The sequence below is a fragment of the Inquilinus sp. OTU3971 genome (genome assembly GCF_038440215.1).
Genome location: NZ_JASATH010000032.1, coordinates 1 through 18988 on the forward strand (window position 1 = coordinate 1; position 18988 = coordinate 18988).

General features: G+C 69.4%; 11 protein-coding genes. 3 read left to right on the forward strand and 8 right to left on the reverse strand.

Features of this window, described 5'->3' with window-relative positions:
* The 5 genes from AAHM41_RS10770 to AAHM41_RS10790 form a co-directional block, all read right to left on the reverse strand.
* Window positions 1-1786: adenylate/guanylate cyclase domain-containing protein (locus AAHM41_RS10770; RefSeq protein WP_342236535.1), on the reverse strand; the 1786-nt coding region annotated here is incomplete at its 3' end.
* A gap of 263 nt (window positions 1787-2049) precedes the next feature.
* Window positions 2050-5733 (reverse strand): TonB-dependent receptor domain-containing protein, encoded by a 3684-nt coding sequence (locus tag AAHM41_RS10775; protein WP_342236536.1) that lies wholly within the window; start codon window positions 5731-5733, stop codon window positions 2050-2052.
* Between the two features lie 251 nt (window positions 5734-5984).
* Window positions 5985-7025, reverse strand: a complete 1041-nt coding sequence (locus tag AAHM41_RS10780) for a C-terminal binding protein (RefSeq protein WP_342236537.1) — start codon at window positions 7023-7025, stop codon at window positions 5985-5987.
* Window positions 7026-7039: 14 nt separating this feature from the next.
* Window positions 7040-7381, reverse strand: coding sequence for a hypothetical protein (locus AAHM41_RS10785; protein ID WP_342236538.1), 342 nt, complete (start codon window positions 7379-7381; stop codon window positions 7040-7042).
* An 87-nt stretch (window positions 7382-7468) separates the two neighbouring features.
* Window positions 7469-8647: a UbiH/UbiF family hydroxylase gene (locus tag AAHM41_RS10790; RefSeq protein WP_342236539.1), complete on the reverse strand. Its 1179-nt coding sequence runs from the start codon at window positions 8645-8647 to the stop codon at window positions 7469-7471.
* Between the two features lie 120 nt (window positions 8648-8767).
* Here AAHM41_RS10790 and ettA point away from each other — a divergent pair, with 120 nt between their 5' ends.
* Together ettA and AAHM41_RS10805 are read left to right on the forward strand one after the other, a co-directional pair.
* Window positions 8768-10441 (forward strand): energy-dependent translational throttle protein EttA, encoded by a 1674-nt coding sequence (ettA, locus tag AAHM41_RS10795; protein WP_342236540.1) that lies wholly within the window; start codon window positions 8768-8770, stop codon window positions 10439-10441.
* A 439-nt stretch (window positions 10442-10880) separates the two neighbouring features.
* On the forward strand, window positions 10881-12872 hold the full coding sequence (locus tag AAHM41_RS10805; RefSeq protein ID WP_446719441.1) for a calcium-binding protein: 1992 nt from the start codon (window positions 10881-10883) through the stop codon (window positions 12870-12872).
* Between the two features lie 362 nt (window positions 12873-13234).
* On the opposite strand, the gene AAHM41_RS10810 is transcribed toward AAHM41_RS10805, so the two are convergent.
* Entirely contained in the window at window positions 13235-16411 is a 3177-nt protein-coding gene (locus AAHM41_RS10810; protein ID WP_342236541.1) for a beta strand repeat-containing protein, read from the reverse strand.
* Window positions 16412-16997: 586 nt separating this feature from the next.
* Between AAHM41_RS10810 and AAHM41_RS10815 the strand changes: the two genes are divergently transcribed.
* Window positions 16998-17693, forward strand: a complete 696-nt coding sequence (locus tag AAHM41_RS10815; protein ID WP_342236542.1) for a DNA-3-methyladenine glycosylase I — start codon at window positions 16998-17000, stop codon at window positions 17691-17693.
* An 18-nt stretch (window positions 17694-17711) separates the two neighbouring features.
* Here AAHM41_RS10815 and AAHM41_RS10820 read toward each other — a convergent pair whose 3' ends face one another.
* Both AAHM41_RS10820 and AAHM41_RS10825 read right to left on the reverse strand, forming a co-directional pair.
* Window positions 17712-18221 (reverse strand): cytochrome P460 family protein, encoded by a 510-nt coding sequence (locus tag AAHM41_RS10820; protein ID WP_342236543.1) that lies wholly within the window; start codon window positions 18219-18221, stop codon window positions 17712-17714.
* 96 nt (window positions 18222-18317) lie between these two features.
* Entirely contained in the window at window positions 18318-18947 is a 630-nt protein-coding gene (locus AAHM41_RS10825; protein ID WP_342236544.1) for an acyloxyacyl hydrolase, read from the reverse strand.
* Between the last annotated feature and the right edge of the window lie 41 nt (window positions 18948-18988).

The window sequence follows — 18988 nt, forward strand, 5'->3', positions numbered from 1 at the left end:
AGACGCCGTCCTCGACGCCGCGATGGGCCAGCAGGGTGAAGACCGCCACCGGCTCGGTCCGGCCCTTGACCACCAGCCGGTCGAGCTCGATCAGCGCCGCCAGTCCCTCCAGCATCCGGGCGGTGTCCGGCCCGATCACCGTGCCGACCCCGTAGCGCTTGCAGGCGCCTTCCAGCCGCGAGGCGAGGTTGACGCTGTCGCCCAGCGCCGAATAGTCGAAGCGGCGATCCGAGCCCATGTTGCCGACCACGCAGGTGCCGGTGTTGATGCCGATGCCGATCGCGATCGGGCCGGCCACGCCTTCCCGTTGCAGCGTCTCGTTCAGCGCTGCGATCTCCGTCTGCATCCGGCGGGCGGCCTCGACTGCATGGGCAGCGTGGTCAGGGTCGTCCAGCGGCGCGTTCCAAAACGCCATGACGCAGTCGCCGATGAACTTGTCGATGGTGCCGCCGGTCGCCAGCACGGCCTCGGACAAGGGCGTCAGGATCCGGTTCAAGAGCCGCGTCAGGCCCTGCGGGTCCTGCTGCATCCGCTCCGAGAGGGTGGTGAAGCCGCGGACGTCGCAGAACAGCACGGTCAGCACCCGGGTCTCGCCACCCAGCTGCAGCTGGGCCGGGTCCTGCGCCAGGCGCGACACCATGGACGGCGCCAGATAGTGCTCGAAGGCGCGGGTGATGCGGCGGCGCTGCGCCTGCTCGCGGGCGAAGCCGTAGCTGCCCTGGACGATGATGGCGGCGGTCGTCCCCAGCATCGGAAGCACCGGCGGCAGCCACATGCGGCCGAAGCGCAGCAGGGCGTAGCTGCCGGCGGCGGTGGCGATCGCCAGCAGCGCCAGGGCGGCCAGGGACGGCACCGGCCCCAGCCGGCGGGTGCCGAACAGCGCGACCAGCAGCAGCACGGCCAGGGTGACCGGCGGCAGCCAGGGCGGCGCCGGCGTGATCCACAGCCCGTGCATGAGGTTGTCGAGGATGGTGGCCTGCACCTCGGCCCCGGCGGTCAGGCGCCCGGTCTTCACCGTGTAGGGGGTGGCGAAGGCGTCGGCGCCGCCGCTGGTGACGGTCGGCACCGCCTGCAGGCTGAAGCCGATGATGGCCGCCTTTCCGGATAGCAGGCCCGGCGGCAGCATCGTCGTCGGCTCCAGCGCCTGGTAGTAGGACACGGTCGGATAGCTGCGCGGCGGCCCGAAATACTGCAGCAGCGCGCCGGGTGGCGGCGCGGCCTCATGCCCGGCCAGGCGCGCCAGGACTCCAGCGAAGGGGTCGGGCACGTTCGGCAGGCGGCGCAGCACGCCGTCGGAGTCGAGATCGACCGAGGCGACGCCGGAGCGGGCGCCACCGGCCTTCAGCTGCGCCAGCGGCTCGGTCCGGATTCGCTGCTCGAACCTCTGGTCGGCGATGGCGGTGATATCGGCCGCCAGCACCGTGTCGCTGGCCAGGGCCGCGGCCAGGGCGGCGTCTTCCGCCGGCTGCGACGGCTCGGCGAAGACGATGTCGAAGCCGATCGGCCTGGCGCCGGCGCGGCGCAGCGCCTCGGCCAGCCCGGCATGGACGCTGCGCGGCCAGGGCCATTGCCGGCCGATCTCGGCGAAGGACGGTTCGTCGATCGCCACCACCACGGCGCTGTGCCCGGCTGGCCGCGGCGGGTCATAGGTCGAGAACAGGTCGAAGGCCCGGTTCTCCACCACCTGCCAGCTGGTCGATGCACCCAGAGGCACGAGGCCGGCGAACAGCAGCGCCGCCAGCAGCAGTGGCAGCCACAGGCTCCCGTGGACCCGGCCCGGCGCCATCTAGGACAGGCGTCCGAGGACGGTTGATCCACCCATCCTCGGGCGGAACCGATTGCTTCTCCCGCTTGCGGGAGAGGTCGGAGACGCGAAGCGGCTCCAAGTGAGGGGATTTCGTCGAGGCCGGGACCAGCCCTCACCCGGCCGTCCTTCGGACGTCCGGCCTCTCCCGCGTCCGGCGGGAGAGGCAACGCAAACCCGGCCGTATCGGTCGCAAGTCATCCGATGTCCCCGAACCTCCCGGCCATAGTCGTATCCGTCACTTGCTAGAACCGGATCGACGCGGTGGCGGCAATCAGCCGGCCCGGCGCCTCGACCCCGAAGGCGGTGTCGTACTCCTCGTCGAACAGGTTGCGGATCACGAAGCCCAGCGCGATGCGCTTCTCCACCGGCTCCCAGCTGATCGCGATGTTGGTGCTGCCGAAGCCGTCGATCTCGGGCAGCCCCGGCCCGCTGGCCTGCGGCCCGGCCCAGACCCGCTCGATCTGCGCCCTGATCTGCAGCGGGTGCACCCAGACCGCGCCGATCCGCGTCGTCCAGTCCGGCACGAAGGGGATCCGCTTGCCATCGTCGATGCCCTCGGTGATCTCCGACCGGATCAGCGAGGCCGAGCCGTAGACGCCGATGCCGCCATCGAACCAGATGTTGCCGGCGGCGGTGACCCGGTCGGTGCGGCCGCGCTCGACCTCGACCGTGGCCAGCTGGGCCGAGGGATAGGCGAAGGACAGGTTCTCCAGCTCCTGATGCTGGCCCTCCAGGCTGGTGAAGATATGCGGCGTCCACTCCGCCTCCCAGCGGGCGGTATAGCTGGTGGCGACGCCTCCGGCGTCGAGCGGCAGCGTGTCGGCCAGAATGCCGACGGTGTCGACCGGGGCCAGGGTCAGGTTACCCGGCGTCTTGGCGCCGCGCTGGACGGCGGCGCGCAGCCAGTGCCCCTCGGCCGGCGACCAGGCGACGCCCAGCCGCGGCTCCAGCACCACCTCGGGCACCGGCCCGCCCTCGTCGGCGCGGACGATGCCGGTGCCGAAATCGATCCGCAGGTCGGGGGAGGGGGTCCAGCGGCCAAAGGCGAAGATCCTGCCCAGCGTCTGCTCGATCTCGGTCCGGGTCGCGTCATGCTCCCGGTCGGTCTGCAGCTCCCGGCCGAACAGCTTGATCGTGGTCCAGGCGGTCTGGTCGAAGGACAGGGTCGACCGCGTCGACAGCACCTCGAAGCCGTACTGCACCGTGATGTCGCCGGTTCCCCACATATGGGCCAGGCCACCCATGGTGGTGTCGCTGCGCTGCTTGATGATGTCGTCGGCGCGGATGTCGTAGCTGATGAACTCCGGGAAATCCGGATCCGGGATGTCGCTCAGCAGCGTGCGGTTGACGTCCCGGCGCTCGACATGGCTGCGCTGGACCATGGCGGTCAGGCGGCTGCGCTCGCCCAGACGATAGCCGAAGGCCAGGCCGCCGGACACGGCCCGGGTCCGCTCGCTGGCGAAGGGGGTGGGCGCGAACAGCGTCCCGGCGATCTCGTTGCCGGCCTCGCCGCCGTCGATCCAGGCGGCGAAGCTGCCGCCCAGCCCCAGCCGCCCGGCGAGGCGGGCGGAGCCGGTCCAGCTGTCGCTGTCGTCGCCATGGTCGTCGCCGTCATTGTCGACCCGGGCGAAGCTGGCCCGGAAGGCCAGCGGGATCGGGGCGATGGTGTAGGCGTCGATATCCACCCCCTCGGTATGGCCGAGCGTGTCGCCGACGGTGACGATGCCGCCGGTCAGCTGCGCATCCAGGAACGGCCGGGGCAGCAGGTCGGTGCGGCGCTGCCGCGACGAGGCCAGGGTCGGGTCCAGCAGCAGGGCCTGGATCTCCGACGACAGCGCCGCCGCGTCCGGCACGGCGAGGTCGCTGCCGAACACGGTCGGTTGGGCGATCACCGAGCGGCCGAGATAGCTGGCGGCGCTGAACGGGTCGTCGGTGCGGTCGTTGTAGTAACGGCCCCAGTCGATCAGCCCGAGATTGGCATAGGCGGCCAGCAACGGCGGCCCCAGCCGGTTGCCGAGATTGGCGGTGCTCAGCGCCAGGCTGCCCTGGTTGGCGCGGGCCGCGATCTCGCGGGCATTGCGGATCGCCTCGTCGGCCTCGGCCTCGTCGATGGCGATGATGGTCCGCATGCTGGGGACCATCGGATCGTTCGGGTCCAGCCGGTCGGCGTTCTCCAGCGTCTGCTTCGCCTGCTCGGTCTCGCCGAGCGCATATTGCGACGCGGCCAGCCCCTGCAGGTTCTCCGAGGAGGCCGGGTTGGCGGCCGAGGCGGCCAGGAACTTCTCCAGCGCGCCGTCGATGTCGCCGGTCTCGAAGGCCAGGATGCCCTCGCCGACCAGGGTTATGCCGGACTCGGGGTCGATCGCCCGGGCCTGGCCCAGCAGCGCCCGGGCCCGGTCGACCATGCCGGCCTCGATATAGAGGATCGCCTGGTTGACCCGGACATTGGCGGCATCGGGGTCGAGCGCGGCCGCCTTCTCCAGAGCAGCGTCGGCTTCGACCAGCCCGCCGCGGATGTCGTGCAGCATGCCGAGGTCGTTCCAGGCGTCGGCATCGCCCGGCGCCTCGCCGGTGGCGCGGCGCAGCAGCGCCAGCGCCCCGTCCGGATCATTGGCGAAGGCGACCTTGTAGTTGGCGGCCATGCGCAGGGCCTCGGGGTCGTCCGGGTCGATCGCCAGGGCGCGGTCGACCGCTTGCTTCATGCCGTCCCGGTCGCCCAGCACCTGCGCCGCCGTGGCCTCGCTGACGGCGATGTCGAGGTCGCCGGGGAAGCGCCGGCCGCCGGCCTGCAGCGTGGCATAGGCGGCGGGCAGGTCGCCGCGGATCGCCTGCAGCCAGGCCAGCCCGTCGACCGCGATCGGATCGTCGCCGGCCGCCAGCTCGCGCTCCATCGCCGCCGGGTCGCCGGCCTGGCCGGAGGCGCTGCCGGCGAAGAAGCGGCCCAGCCGGGCCAGCAGGCGCTGCCGCCCGCTGCTGCCGGCCTCGGCGGCGGCGAAGGCCCGTGCCGCCTCCTCATCGCGACCGGCCCGGCCGGCCAGGATGCCGTCGAGCAGGTCCGCCCGCGCCGCCTGCGCCGGCGTCAGCCCGGCCGCGCGGGCCTTGGCCAGATCGGCGGCCGCGGCCGCGGGGCCGGCGATGTCGAGATCCGCCTCGGCCAGGGCCAACCAGTCCCCGGCCGAGCGCTGCGCCTCCGGCACGGCGATGACGCGGCGATGCGCCTCGCGCCGGCTGCGCGAGGTGGTGTCCGAGGCGGGAAAAGCGTCGAACACGCTGCCCGGCGCAAGCCAGAACAGCATCTGCTCGCGGTCCTTCGGCGTGGTGACGATGATCTTGGCCGGGGCGCTGCCGACCGCCGCCACCGCCGCCTCGCCGCGGCCGACGCTGACCCGGCCGAACTCGTTGCTCAGCTCGACCACGCCGGACAGCACGACCAGCGTGGTCTTGCCGTCCGGCCCGACCGCCAGCGACCAGTCGGTGCCGCGGATCGCCGCGGTCGCGGCCGGCGTGGTGATCTCGACGCCGCTGCCGCCGGTCACGGTCCGGGCCCACACCGCGCCGGAATCGAGGTCCATCCGCGCCGGCCCGCCGTCGCCGCCGACCTCGCGCACCAGCAGCTGGGAGTTGTTGTGGACGCGGATCTGGGTCTGGTCGGCGAACAGGATCGCCAGCCCGCCCAGCGGCCCGGTGCGCAGCGCGTCGCCGCCCAGCAGCACCTGCTGCACTTCCGCATCCTGCCACAGCTGCGCGGCGGTGAAGCGGATTTCCGACTCCCCGTTGGTCTGGACGATCGAGCCCGCGGCCGTGCCGTCGCGCGGCACCACCGCGGCCTGGGCCGCATCGAAGCTGAAGAGTGGAAGAGCGAGGCTCAGCGAGCCCAACAGGATCCGCCGGAGAACACGGCGGTGCGTCGAACAATCTGCGTCCATCAAATATCCTGAGACAACGGCGACGGTCGGCCCCCCAACCGGCAGACATCAAAACAATAATGCGAAAAATGCCCGCGATCTCCCCTCCAATTGGAGGGTCTGAGAGATATTAACCCGTCATGGCGAGCCCCGAAGGGGTGTGGCCATCCAGCGGCCCAATTCTTGGGAAAGGGAACCACTGGATGGCCACGGTGCTGCGCACCTCGCCATGGCGAAGAAAGGTCGGAGAGACGACCAAAGGCCGCCGGCTCTCATCGCCGCAATTTCTTGCGATCCAGGAACGCCTCGTTGACGCAGTTGCGCAAGGCGCCGCTGCGCAGATAGGCGACGGTGGTCTCGGCCGACAGGTGGCGGGCATCGGCCTGGCTCTCCGGGCTCGACCACGCGGCATGCGGGGTCAGGATCAGCCGGCCGCGCAGCCACTCCGGCTGCTCGTGATACGCCGCCAGCAGCGCCGGCAGCGGGTCGGGCGGCGGCTCCTCCGGCAGCACGTCCAGCGCGGCGCCGGCGATCCGCCCCGCCTGCAGCGCGCCGTGCAGCGCGTCGAGGTCGACGATGGCACCGCGGGCGGTGTTGATCAGCACCGCATGCGGCCGCATCACCGAGAAGGCGGCATCGCCGAACAGCCGGTGGGTCTCCGGCGTCAGCGGCGCGTGGATCGACACGATGTCCGAGGCCAGCAGCAGGTCCGACAGGGTCTCGACCCGGGTGACGTCCAGCGCGATCTCCATCCCGCGCGGGATGTAGGGGTCGTAGGCCAGGACCTCGAGCCCGAAGGCCTTGGCCCGCATCGCCGTGGCGGTGCCGATCCGGCCCAGCCCGACGATGCCGATCCGGGTGCCGCGGATCCGCCGGGTCAGGCGCCCGGCCTCCAGCGTGTAGTTGCCGGCCGGGTCGGCCTGCAGCGCCCGGTCATAGGCCGGGATGCCGCGCAGCAGCGCCAGCATCAGCCCGATGGCGTGATCGGCCACCTCGCTGGTGCCGTAATCCGGCGTGTTGGCCACCGGAATGCCGGCGGCGCCCGCGGCCGCCAGGTCGATATGGTCGAAGCCGACCCCGGCCCGCACGATGATGCGGCAGCGGGGCATCTTGTCGATCACCGACTGGTCGACCTTGAGCTCGTGCCAGGTCAGCAGGGCGTCGGCGCGGGCATAGACCTCGTCCGGGATCTTCTTCCGGTCGCGCTCGCGCCGGATCACGAACTCGACAGCGGCGCCGCCGACCTGCCGTTCGATCACGGCGTCGTCGGCATATTGCGCGTCGGGCGTCAGGATGGTGAAGCGGGGCGCCATCGCGGACCGGCCGGTCAGTGGTCGGCGCGATGCAGGATCGAACCCGCCAGGCCGGTGTCGTAGGCCAGGCCGTCGGCGGTGACGATGGCGGCACCGGGGAAGCCGGAGCGGATCAGCCCCTTGCGCTCGAGCGCCGCGAACACCGCGATGTTGTGCAGCCCGGTCATGTCCCGGCCCATCACCACCGCGTCGCCGACATGGTAATGGTCGCCATGCGGCGGCGGGAAGCTGGAGACCAGCACCGTGCCGTCCTCCTGCTGCGTGGCGAAGCGGGGGGTCTGGGCCATCTGCTGCAGCACCGTCAGGGTCTTCAGCTGCAGCGGGTTGAGGCCGAGGGGATTCGTCTTGGCGGGCATCGGGCGTCGTCGGTTGTGAGACAGGACGGGCCGTCGCGGGCCCGTCACCGAACGGTAGCAGTGCCCGCCGCCGGCCGCCACTGGACGTTAGACCCCGCTGGGGGCGATGCCTTCCCGCATCAGGAGCCGGCGCAGCGGCGCCACCCGCTTCACCGCCTGCAGCGCCAAAGCGCGCAGGGCGAGGGCAGGGGCCGCGTCGGTCAGCAGCGACCGGTTCAGCAGGTCGACCCCGGCGCTGCGGCTGGCGACGTCGCCGCGCCGCTTGGCCTCGTAGCGCGCCATGACCGCCGCGGCGCCCGGATCGGCGCCGGCGCGACTGGCCACGACCTCGGCGATCGCCGCGGCGTCGCGGAAGCCGAGATTGAGGCCCTGGGCGCCGATCGGCGGCAGCGCATGGGCCGCCTCGCCGACCAGCGCGACCCGCGGCACCGCCAGGCGCCGCGCGGCCAGGCCGGACAGCGGGAAGAGCTGGCGCGGACCGTCCAGCGTCACCGCGCCCAGGATCGGCCCGGCCCGTTGCCCGATGGCGCGGGCCAGCGCCGCGTCGTCCAGCGCCGCCAGCGCTGCGGCCTCGGCCGGGCGCGTCACCCAGACCAGGCTCGACCGCCGGTCGCCCAGCGGCACCAGGGTGAAGGGGCCGGCGGCGGTGTGGATCTCGGTCGAGATGTCGTCATGGCCGCGGTCGTGGCGCAGCGTGGTCACCAGCGCCGCCTGGTCGTAGCCCCAGCGCCGCACCCCGATCCCGGCGGCCGCGCGCACGGCGGAGTTGCGTCCGTCGGCCCCGACCACCAGCCGGCCGCGCAGCGTCTCGCCGCCGCCGGTCCGGACCGTCACGCCGCCGATGCCGATGCGGATCTCCGCCGCCGCGTCACTGACCCGGCGCAGGGCCGGCGTGGCGGCGACGGCCCCGGCGAGGGCGGCGACCAGCTCGCGGTTGGCGATGTTGTGGCCGAAGGCATCGAGCCCGATCTCGGCGGCGCGGAACACCACCTCCGGCCCGCTGATCCGGCGGCCGCCATCGTCGATCAGCCGGATCGCCCGCATCGGCGCCGCCACCGGCAGCAACGCCGGCCAGACCCCGGCCCGCTGCAGGATCGCGACCGACCCGGCCAGCAGGCCCGTGGTGCGGTGGTCCTCCGGCGCCGGCGGTGCGACCAGCACGGTGGCGACGCCGCCTTGCGCCAGCAGCAGCGCGGCCAGCAGCCCGGCCGGGCCGCCGCCGACCACGATCGCGTCGGCCTCGGATGTTCTGGTGTTGCGAGTCATGCGCACACCATAGCAGGCATCGCCGCCCTGCGGCCCGCGGCCGAAGCGGCCCTGGCCTTCGGCGCCTCCATGGGCTAGAACCGGGGCCTCCCCAGACCGGTATACGCGGAGCGGCTTCCGATGGCCTCCTACCAGTACGTCTTCGTGATGAAGGACATGACCAAGGCCTATCCGGGCGGCAAGGTCGTGCTGGAGAAGATCTGGCTGTCCTTCCTGCCGGGGGTGAAGATCGGCGTCCTCGGCCCGAACGGCTCGGGCAAGTCGACCCTGATGCGGATCATGGCCGGCATGGACAAGGAGTTCACCGGCGAGGCCTGGGTCGCGCAGGGCGCCACCGTCGGCTACCTGTCGCAGGAGCCGGAGCTGGATCCGGCCAAGACCGTCGCCGAGAACGTCATGGAGGGCCTGGCTCCGATCAAGGCGTTGGTCGACCGTTTCAACGCCGTCAGCGAGGCGATGGGCGAGCCCGACGCCGATTTCGACGCGCTGATCGCCGAGCAGTCCGAGCTGCAGGAGAAGATCGACGCCGCCGATGCCTGGGACCTCGATCGCACCGTCGAGATCGCCATGGACGCGCTGCGCTGCCCGCCTGGCGACAGCCCGGTGACCAACCTGTCCGGCGGCGAGCGGCGCCGCGTGGCGCTGGCCAAGCTGCTGCTGGCCAAGCCGGACCTCCTGCTGCTCGACGAGCCGACCAACCATCTCGACGCCGAATCCGTGGCCTGGCTCGAGCATCATCTCGAGGACTACAAGGGCACCGTGGTCATGGTCACCCATGACCGCTACTTCCTCGACAACGTCACCGGCTGGATCCTCGAGCTCGACCGCGGCCGCGGCATCCCCTACGAGGGCAACTACTCGGCCTATCTCGAGGCCAAGGAGAAGCGCCTGGCCCAGGAGGCCAAGGAGGAGTCGGGCCGGCAGAAGACCCTGGCCAGCGAGCTGGAGTGGATCCGGCAGGGCGCCCGCGGCCGCCAGGCCAAGCAGAAGGCGCGCATCCACGCCTATGAGGAACTGATGGCGCAGAGCCGCGAGCAGGCTCCGGGCCAGGCCCAGATCCTGATCCCGACGCCGGAGCGCCTCGGCGACAACGTGATCGACGCCCAGGGCCTGTCCAAGGGCTTCGGAGACCGGCTGCTGATCGACAACCTGAGCTTCCGCCTGCCGCGCGGCGGCATCGTCGGCGTGATCGGGCCGAACGGCGCCGGCAAGTCGACCCTGTTCAAGATGATCACCGGCCAGGAACAGCCGGACGGCGGCGTGCTCAAGGTCGGCGAAACGGTGAAGCTCGGCTATGTCGACCAGAGCCGCGACGACCTGTCGCCGAACAAGACGGTGTGGGAGGAGATCTCCGGCGGGCTCGACGAGATCGACCTCGGCAAGCGCAAGATGCCCAGCCGCGCCTATGTCGGCGCCTTCAACTTCAAGGGCGGCGACCAGCAGAAGAAGGTCGGCCAGCTCTCGGGCGGCGAGCGCAACCGCGTCCATCTGGCGAAGATGCTGAAGTCCGGCGCCAACGTCCTGCTGCTCGACGAGCCGACCAACGACCTCGACGTCGAGACCCTGCGGGCGCTGGAGGAATCGCTGCTGACCTTCCCGGGCTGCGCCATCGTGATCAGCCACGACCGCTTCTTCCTCGACCGCCTGGCCACCCACATGCTGGCCTTCGAGGGCGACAGCGAGGTGGTGTGGTTCGAGGGCAATTACGAGGACTACGAGAAGGACCGCCACCGCCGCCTGGGCACCGAGGCGGACCAGCCGCACCGTATCAAATACAAGCCGCTGACGCGCTGAGGCGGCCCGTCATCTGAACGATCGTCCTCGTCATGGCGGGGAGGCGAAGCCGTCCGGGGGCCGATGCGGGCCGCCCCGGATGGCTTCGCCGCGTTGGTGATGATCGTGTCCCAGGGGCAATGCCAACGGACGTCCGGGCTAAAGCCTTCGGTCGATCCCCGATGGCCAGATAAGCCCGATCCTCCCTCGGCTGTGGAGTATGCATCACATTTTAGATGATTTTTCTTTTTCTTTTTCTCTATCCCGACTGATCGCCCCCTGACCTTTGGGCGCCTTTTCACATCCTAAAAGGCAAATGGATTACTTCTCCTAATATAAGGCTCCATTGCCGAAAAGCGCAGATCATTAGGTTCGAGCACCTGTCTAAGACTTGGGGCAGACACATCGTTTTCTGCCTTTCTAGAAACGGTGTCGATCATCTTCATTTCGAGAGGGAACGATGGCGAGTTACCCAACAACAGATGACGACGTGATCATCGGGTCAGACGGCTCCGACAATATCGATGCCCTGGCCGGCGACGACAATGTCTCAGGCCTCGACGGGAATGACATCCTGGTCGGTGGTGACGGCGACGACTATCTGTTCGGCAATGGTGGCGATGACACCTTGTACGGCGGGAATAACCAGGACGACCTCGACGGAGGTGACGGGAACGATACGCTCTCTGGCGGCGATGAGACCGACGCGCTCCAGGGAGGCAAAGGTGACGACAGCCTCGACGGCGGCAACGGCGGAGACCTGTTGAATGGCGGCGACGACAATGACCTGCTTTATGGGGGATGGGGCGGGGACACGCTGATCGGTGGCGAAGGCGATGACCAGATCGCGGGTGGCGCCGAAGACGACTTTCTGAGCGGCGACAACGGAGATGACGTCCTCAATGGTGATGACGGCAGCGATCTTCTCGGCGGCCATGCCGGTCGCGACACCCTGTTCGGCGGGACCGGCAACGATCATCTCAGCGGCGGCGCCGATGCCGACCAGTTGAACGGCGGTGCAGGCAACGACCACCTCAAGGGGGAAGACGGCGATGATGTCGCCGATGGCGGCGACGACGATGACGAGATTAGCGGCGGCGACGGCAACGACACGCTCGAAGGTGGCGCCGGCATCGATTGCCTCGTCGGCGGCATTGGCGACGATCATGTCTCCGGCGGCTCCGGAAATGACGACCTGATCGGTGGCGACGGCGACGACTTGCTCGCCGGCGGCGCCGGGGCCGACGTGATCTGTGGCGGGGTCGGCATCGACACCGCGAGCTATGACGCCTCGAAGGACGGGGTCTGGGTCGATCTCAGGTCCGGTGCCGGCACAAGGGGCGATGCCCAGGGCGACAAGCTCACCTCGGTGGAGAACCTGGTCGGCTCGAAGGGCTGGGACATCCTGATCGGCGACGGCAACGCCAACGTCATAGATGGCGGCGCCGGCAACGATACGGTCAACGGCGCCGCGGGTGACGACAAGCTCACCGGCGGTGACGGCAATGACCAGATGAACGGCGGAGCCGGGGCCGACAAGGTCGACGGCGGCGCCGGCATCGACATCGCGGACTACAATGGCAGCGGATCCGGGGTCACGGTCAACCTGGCGACCAACGTCAACACCGGCGGCTATGCCGAGGGCGACATCCTGAGCGGCTTCGAGACCATCCATGGCAGCGCCTCCGGCGACAGCCTGACCGGCGATGGTGCGAACAACACGCTGCGCGGCTTTGACGGCGACGATGTGCTCGATGGCGGCGCCGGCTGGGATACCCTCGAGGGCGGCAATGGCGCCGATCAACTGTTCGGCGGCGCCGGCGGCGACATCCTGCGCGGCGGCGCCGGCCCCGACGACCTCACCGGCGGTGACGGCACCGACATCGCCAGCTATTTCGACAGTACGGTGGGCGTAACGATCAATCTTGAGACCGGGATCAACACCGGCGGCACGGCCCAGGGCGACACGATCGCCAACGACGTCGAGGTGATCAATGGCAGCACGCATCACGACGTCATGGTCGGCAATGCCCTGACCAACGAGCTCGTCGGATTTGGCGGGGATGATGCCCTCAGCGGCGGCGGCGGCAACGACGTTCTCCGGGGAAGCCAGGGCGCCGACACGCTGAATGGCGGCAGCGGCCGGGACTACTTCAGCTACACAGCCGTGTCCGACAGCACGGCCTCGGCCGCCGACACGATCCAGGACTTCCAGCAAGGCTTCGATCTGGTTTCCCTGAAGACGATTGATGCCGACGGCAACTGGGGGAACGGCGACACGGCCTTCATCTTCATCGGCACCAATCCCTTCACCGGCCCCGGCCAGGTCCGCTACCAGATCGACGGCAGCACGACGACGGTCTCTGCCGATGTGAACGGCGACGGCACCGCCGACATGGTCATCCATCTCGACGGCGCGATCACGCTGCAGGCCTCGGACTTCGTGCTGTAACCTTTGCCGGCTCGGGCACCTCGCGCGCCCGAGCCGCTATCCTCGTGGCGGCCAATCCGCGAGGCCGCGCCGGTCTTGCGGCGGCAGGCCGGCAGAAGACCCTGGCCAGCGAGCTGAAGTGGATCCGGGATCGGCCCACCACGCCAATCTGGCAGACCGGGTTGACATGCAAGACCGGTCCGCGGGGATACCCTCGCGGACCGGCCATTGCCGATGTCCTTGCCGTCAGAAGTGATAGGCGAAGCGGGCGCTGGCGGACTGGCTCAGGAACGAGCCGCCGATATCGGCCGTGTATTCGCCCTTCAGCTCGTAGCCTCCGGCCCGGAACAGCTGCACCCCGACATCGATGCGCCGGCCGCGCGCTAAAGCACGAAGTCGCCGGCGATGAGGGCCAGGGTGCCGGTGAGCTGGATGTGGAAGTCGGAAACGCCGTCGCCGTTGACGTCGCCGGCGATGGTGGTGACTCCCGGGCTGGTGTTGGCAGCGCGCAACTGGCCGGCGACGCCGGTGAAGAGGCCCGAGCCGATGAAGGTGAAGGCCTGGTCGCCGGCGACGCCGGTGTTGGCATCGATCGCCGACAGGTCCACCAGGTCGCCCTGGGCGCGGCTGAAGTCAGTGATCCGGTCGGCGGCGGCCCCGACGCCGCTATGGGAGATGTCGGTGAAGACGAAGCGGTCGGCGCCGGCCCCGCCGGTCAGCATGTCCCGGCCGGCCCAGCCGTTCAACGCGTTGGCTGCGGCATCGCCGGTGATCTGGTCGTCCACGGTCGAGCCGGTGGCGTTCTCAATGCTGACGTAGGCGTCGCCCTGGGCATCGCCGCCCGATCCGATGCCGGCCGCGAGGTTGACCGTCACGGCAACCGTGCCGAAGTCGTAGCTGATGGTGTCGATGCCATCGCCGCCGTCGAGCCGGTCCCCCCCCGTTCCGCCGCGAAGCTGGTCGTTGCCGCCCCAGCCGGCCAGGACGTTTGCGCCGGCATCGCCGGTCAGCACATCGTCGCCCTGGTTGCTTCCGGCGAGGTCCTCGATGCCGGCATAGGTGTCGCCCTGGGCGTCGCCGCCCGTCCCGGTGCCGGCGGCCAAGTCGACCGTCACCCCGGTCGCGCTGGTGTAGTAGCCGGCGGTGTCACGGCCGGCGCCGCCGTCGAGCAGATCTGCCCCGGCCCCGCCGCGGAGCGCATCGTCGCCATCACCGCCGTTGAGGGTGTCGGCGCCGCCGCCGCCGTCCAGCGTGTCGTCTCCGCCGTTGCCCGCGAGGGTATTGGCACTGGCATCACCCGTGAGCTGGTCGACGAAAATGGTGCCGGCGGCATTCTCGATGCTGACATAAGTGTCCCCGGCCGCTGCGCCGGACGCGTTCCCGGTGGCCAGGTTGACCCCGACGCCTGAGGCCTCGGCCTGATAAGACGCCCAGTCGGTCCCGATCCCGCCGTCGAGCCGGTCCGCGCCGGCCCCACCGACCAGGATATCGTCGGTGTCGCCGCCGAAGAGCGTGTCGTTGCCGGCGCCGCCATCGACAAAATCGTTGCCGAGGGCACCGTGGATCAGGTTCGCCCCGGCATCGCCGGTCAAGGTGTCGCTGAAGGCGGAACCAAACAGGTTCTCGATGGAGTCGAAGGTATCGCCCACGGCGTCGCCGCCGCTGGTCGCGCCGGTCGCGAGATTGACGCTCACGCCGGCGCCGCTGAGGCTGTAGGTGACCGCATCGGTCCCGTTGCCGCCGACCAGACGGTCCGTGCCCCCGGCCCCCTCGAGGGTGTCGTTGCCGTCGCCGCCGGTCAGCTGGTTCATCGCCGCGTTGCCGGTCAGGATGTCATCGAAGCTGGTGCCGACGACGTTCTCGATGTTGGTCAGCGTGTCGGTCTGGGCCTGACCGCCATTGAGATTGGTCGTCAGATTGACCCCGACGGGGCCGGTCTCCAGATGGTAGTCGGCCGTATCGATATCGTTGCCGCCGTCGAGGGTGTCGGCGCCGGCCCCTCCCAGCAAGGTATCGCTGCCGTCGCCCCCGGTCAGGATGTCATTTCCGGCATTGCCCGAGAGGATGTTGGCGCCGGCATCGCCCGTGAGCATGTCGTCGAAATTGGAGCCGGCGAGGTTCTCGATGCTGGAATAGGTGTCCCCGGCCGCCGCGCCGAACGTGGCCCCGGTGGCCAGATCGACAAGGGCGCCCTGGGTATCGGTCTCATACGACGCCCAGTCGGACCCGGCCCCGCCGAGGAGTCGGTCTGCGCCGGCCTGACCCCGCAGGATGTCGTCGCCGTCACCGCCGTCGAATGTATCGTTACCGGCCCCGCCGCTCAGCAGGTCATTTCCGCCGAAGCCCGCGAAGGTATTGGCGCCAGCATCGCCGGTGAGCTGGTCGTCGAAGTTCGAGCCGCCAAGGTTCTCGATGCTAATATACGTGTCCCCGGCCGCTGCTCCGGAGGCGGCCCCGGTGGCCAGATTGACCACGGCGGCCGTGGTGTCGAGAAGGTAGGACGCCCAGTCGACACCGGCCCCGCCGTTGAGGAAGTCTGCGCCAGCCTCACCATTCAGGACGTCGTTGCCATCGCCGCCGTCGAGCCCGTCGTCGCCGACGCCGCCGCTCAGAACATCCTCGCCGGCATAGCCCGCAAGGGCATTCGCGCCTGCATCACCCGTGATCTGGTCGTTGAAGTTGGAGCCGCCGATATTCTCGATGCTGATATACGTGTCCCCGGCCGCCGCGCCGGACGCGGCCCCGGTGGCGAGATTGACCACGACGGCCTGGGTTTCGCCCTGATAGGTCGCCCAGTCGATCCCGGCCCCGCCATTGAGCTGGTCTGCACCACCCCTGCCATCCAGAATATCGCTGCCGTCGCCCCCCTCCAGAACATTTGCGCCGGCGTCACCGACGATTGTGTCGTTGCCGGCGCCTGTACGCACGTTCTCGATGCTCGACAGCGGTTCGATTCCGCCTGGGAAATCTGCGAAGGTACCCTGGCCGGTGGTCAGATTCACGGTCACCGCGGCGCCGTAGTAGGTGTAGTCCGCCGTGTCGATGCCGGCACCGCCATTGAAGGTGTCCCAGCCCCAGTCGCCGCTCAGAATATCGTCGCCGTCGCCGCCGTTGAGGACGTCTTGGCCGTCCCCGGCGAGGAGGATGTCGTTGCCGGCACCGCCGTTGAGGGTATCGTTGCCGGCGCCGCCCTCCAACAGGTTCGCGCCGCCGTCACCGATGACCGTGTCGTTGCCGGCGCCCGTGCGCACGTTCTCGATGCTCGACAGCGCTTCATACTGGTCGGGCGGATACCCTGTGAAGGTGCCCCGGCCGGTTGCGAGATCCACGGTCGCTCCCAAGGCGTAGAAGGTATAGTCCGCCGTGTCGGTGCCGGCGCCGCCATTGAAGGTGTCCCAGTCCCAGCCGCCGCTCAGGATATCGTCGCCGTCGCCGCCGTTGAGGATGTCGTTACCTCCCCCGCCGTCCACGATGTCGTTGCCCGCGACACCGTTGATCATATCGGCGTCGCCGGTGCCTGCGAGGTTGTCGCCGCCTGCCGTACCGTTGATGATTGCCATCGCCCTTCCCCTTATTTATGTCTGCGGTGCCGCATCGGCGGCGCGGTGGTTACAATTGCGGGCTGTCTCGCCCCGGTGGTCCGGGCGGCCGGATGTTGCTTCGAGGAGACATGAAGACGCCGGGACCGCGTTAGGATCGGCAGGACCGCGCTCGGACACCTCTCTCCCGGCCGCGGCCGTGCACCGGCTGTGCGCTTGGCTGCAAGAGCTCGCAATGCAGATCGATGAAGTCGGCCAATTACATCGGATCGATTAGATGATGTGTATGGAGATATTCTTTCCTGGAAACAGGTATGTGATTCCTATCACAGAGTCTGATTGAGTCAATCGCCTGATTTATGTCAACTTTATAGGATTTAGTTTAAAATTCAGGTTTTTCCGACAAATGGTCGGCGATGTCCGGCAAAGGGATCGGCTGCAGTTCAAGCCACCGGCCATGAGCTTCCCGGGAGCCCGGCGCGATGGCCGCTTTCACCCCTTGCGGGCCGGGCGCCGGTGGTTAAGGTGCTGTCCGGATTTTTCCTCTGGATCGATGCGGAGGGAGAGGATCTCCTGTCCGCCTGCGCCGAACCGGAGGAATGCAGGCATGGGTGATTTCGCCGAGATCGTCGCGCTGGCGGCCGAGCGTCGCGGCGGCATGGACGTGCTCGAACGCGCCCTCGCCGAGACGAAATCGAGGACGCCTGCCGAGATCGCCGCCACGCCGGACGACCGCATCCTGGCGGAGATGACCCGGCGCATCTTCAACGCCGGCTTCGCCTCCAAGGTGATCACCGCGAAATGGGCCGGCTTCGAGGCCGCCTTCGACGGCTTCGATCCCCACCGCTGCGCCGCGCTGTCGGAGGAGCGGTTCGACGCGCTGCTGCAGGACAGCCGCATCGTCCGGCACGGCGCCAAGATTCAGTCGGTCATGGCCAATGCCCAATTCCTGCTGGACCTGGCGGCCGAGCATGGCAGCGCCGCGAAGTTCCTCGCCGATTGGCCGGATGCCGACTATGTCGGCCTGCTGGAGGTCCTGAAGAAGCGCGGCAACCGCCTGGGCGGCGACACCGGCATGCGCTTCCTGCGGGCGATCGGCAAGCCGGCCTTCATCCCGACCGGCGACGTCGTGGCCGCCCTGATCCGCGAAGGCGTCCTGGCCAAGGCGCCGGGCGGCAAGGGCGACTTCAAGGCGATGCAGCAGGCCTTCAACCGCTGGTCGGCGGATTCGGGCCGCGACCTGACCGAGATCAGCCGCATCCTCGCCATGAGCATCGGCGACGTCGGCCACGGCCGCCGATAGGACCGCGGGCCGCCCGGCTCATGGAGCGAAGCGGGTGAAGACGTAATCGTGGTCCTTCACCCGGGCCTCGTGGCAGGCGAAGCAGGTCTCGTGCTGGGCCTGGTCGACCGGCTTGCCGTCGATGAAGCGGCCGAAGCCCCAGCCGCCGGTGTCGGCGTAGCGCTTCGAATCCTTGACCATGACCTGCACCGTCGTCGCCGCGCCGGGGACATAGGCCGGCTCGAACTCGGTGGACTGGACATGCTTCCAGGCCAGCTTGACCAGGATGGTGCCGTCGGGGAAGGGCAGGGTGCCGTCCTGATAGGCCTTGATCGCCGTCGGGTTGCCGACCACGACGCGCAGCTCGTTCAGGGGATCGGTCTCATGCGCCGGCGCGATGAACGGCCATTGCCGGTAGCCCTCGGGGATGGTGACCCCGTAGATCGGCGAGGCGTTGTCGGGGCTGCCCTCCGGGGCGGCCAGCGCGACCGCGGCGACGACAGAGGACGCCAGGGCCGCCCCGAACAGGGCGAGACGGGCGGGTTTCATCAAAGGATCTCCCTGCTGGATGGCCGGCGAAGAATCGCCACGGCCATCCAAGCAGGGATCGCGCAGAACCGCCCGTTAGGAGTTGTGAGCGGCCGCTCAGTTCAGCGGGATCGAGAGGTTCAGCGTCAGGGTCTCGACGCCCGGGTTCACATCGCCGATGCCGGCATTGGAGATGTGATGGAAGGCGGCGCCGATCCGCATCCGGTTGTCGAACTCCCAGGCCGCTTCGATGCCGGTGCGGAATTCGACGGTCGAGCCCATGTCCCGGCCATCGCCGTTGAAATAGGCGCCGACCGCGGCGTTCGGCGAAAGGATGAAGTGCTCGCCGAAGCGGACGTCGAGCATGCCGCCGCCATAGAAGTAGGTGGCCGACTCGGTGTTGGCTTCGATGCCGATGAAGGGCCGGATGCGTAGGAACTCCTGGTTGAAGCGCAGCTCCACCCGGCCGATGCCGGCGCCGCCCTTGTCGCGGTCCTCGTGGCCCGGTTCGCCCTTGTCGTTCAGGATGTTGTAGTAGCCCGCCCCGAGCGTCAGCGACAGCGGCAGGTCGGTGGCGCCGTTACCGACGCGGATGTCGCCGATGTCCGAACTCTCGCCGAGGATGCCGGCGGCGAGGATCGCGGCCGAGCCGATGCCGATCCAGATGGGCACGTTGGCGGCCTGCGCCGTCTGCACGGATCCGAGCATGACGGCAGCCACCGCGACGCCGGTCAGGAGCTTCTTCATTCTGCACCCTTCATTCCTGCCGGGGCCGCGGCCCCGGGGTC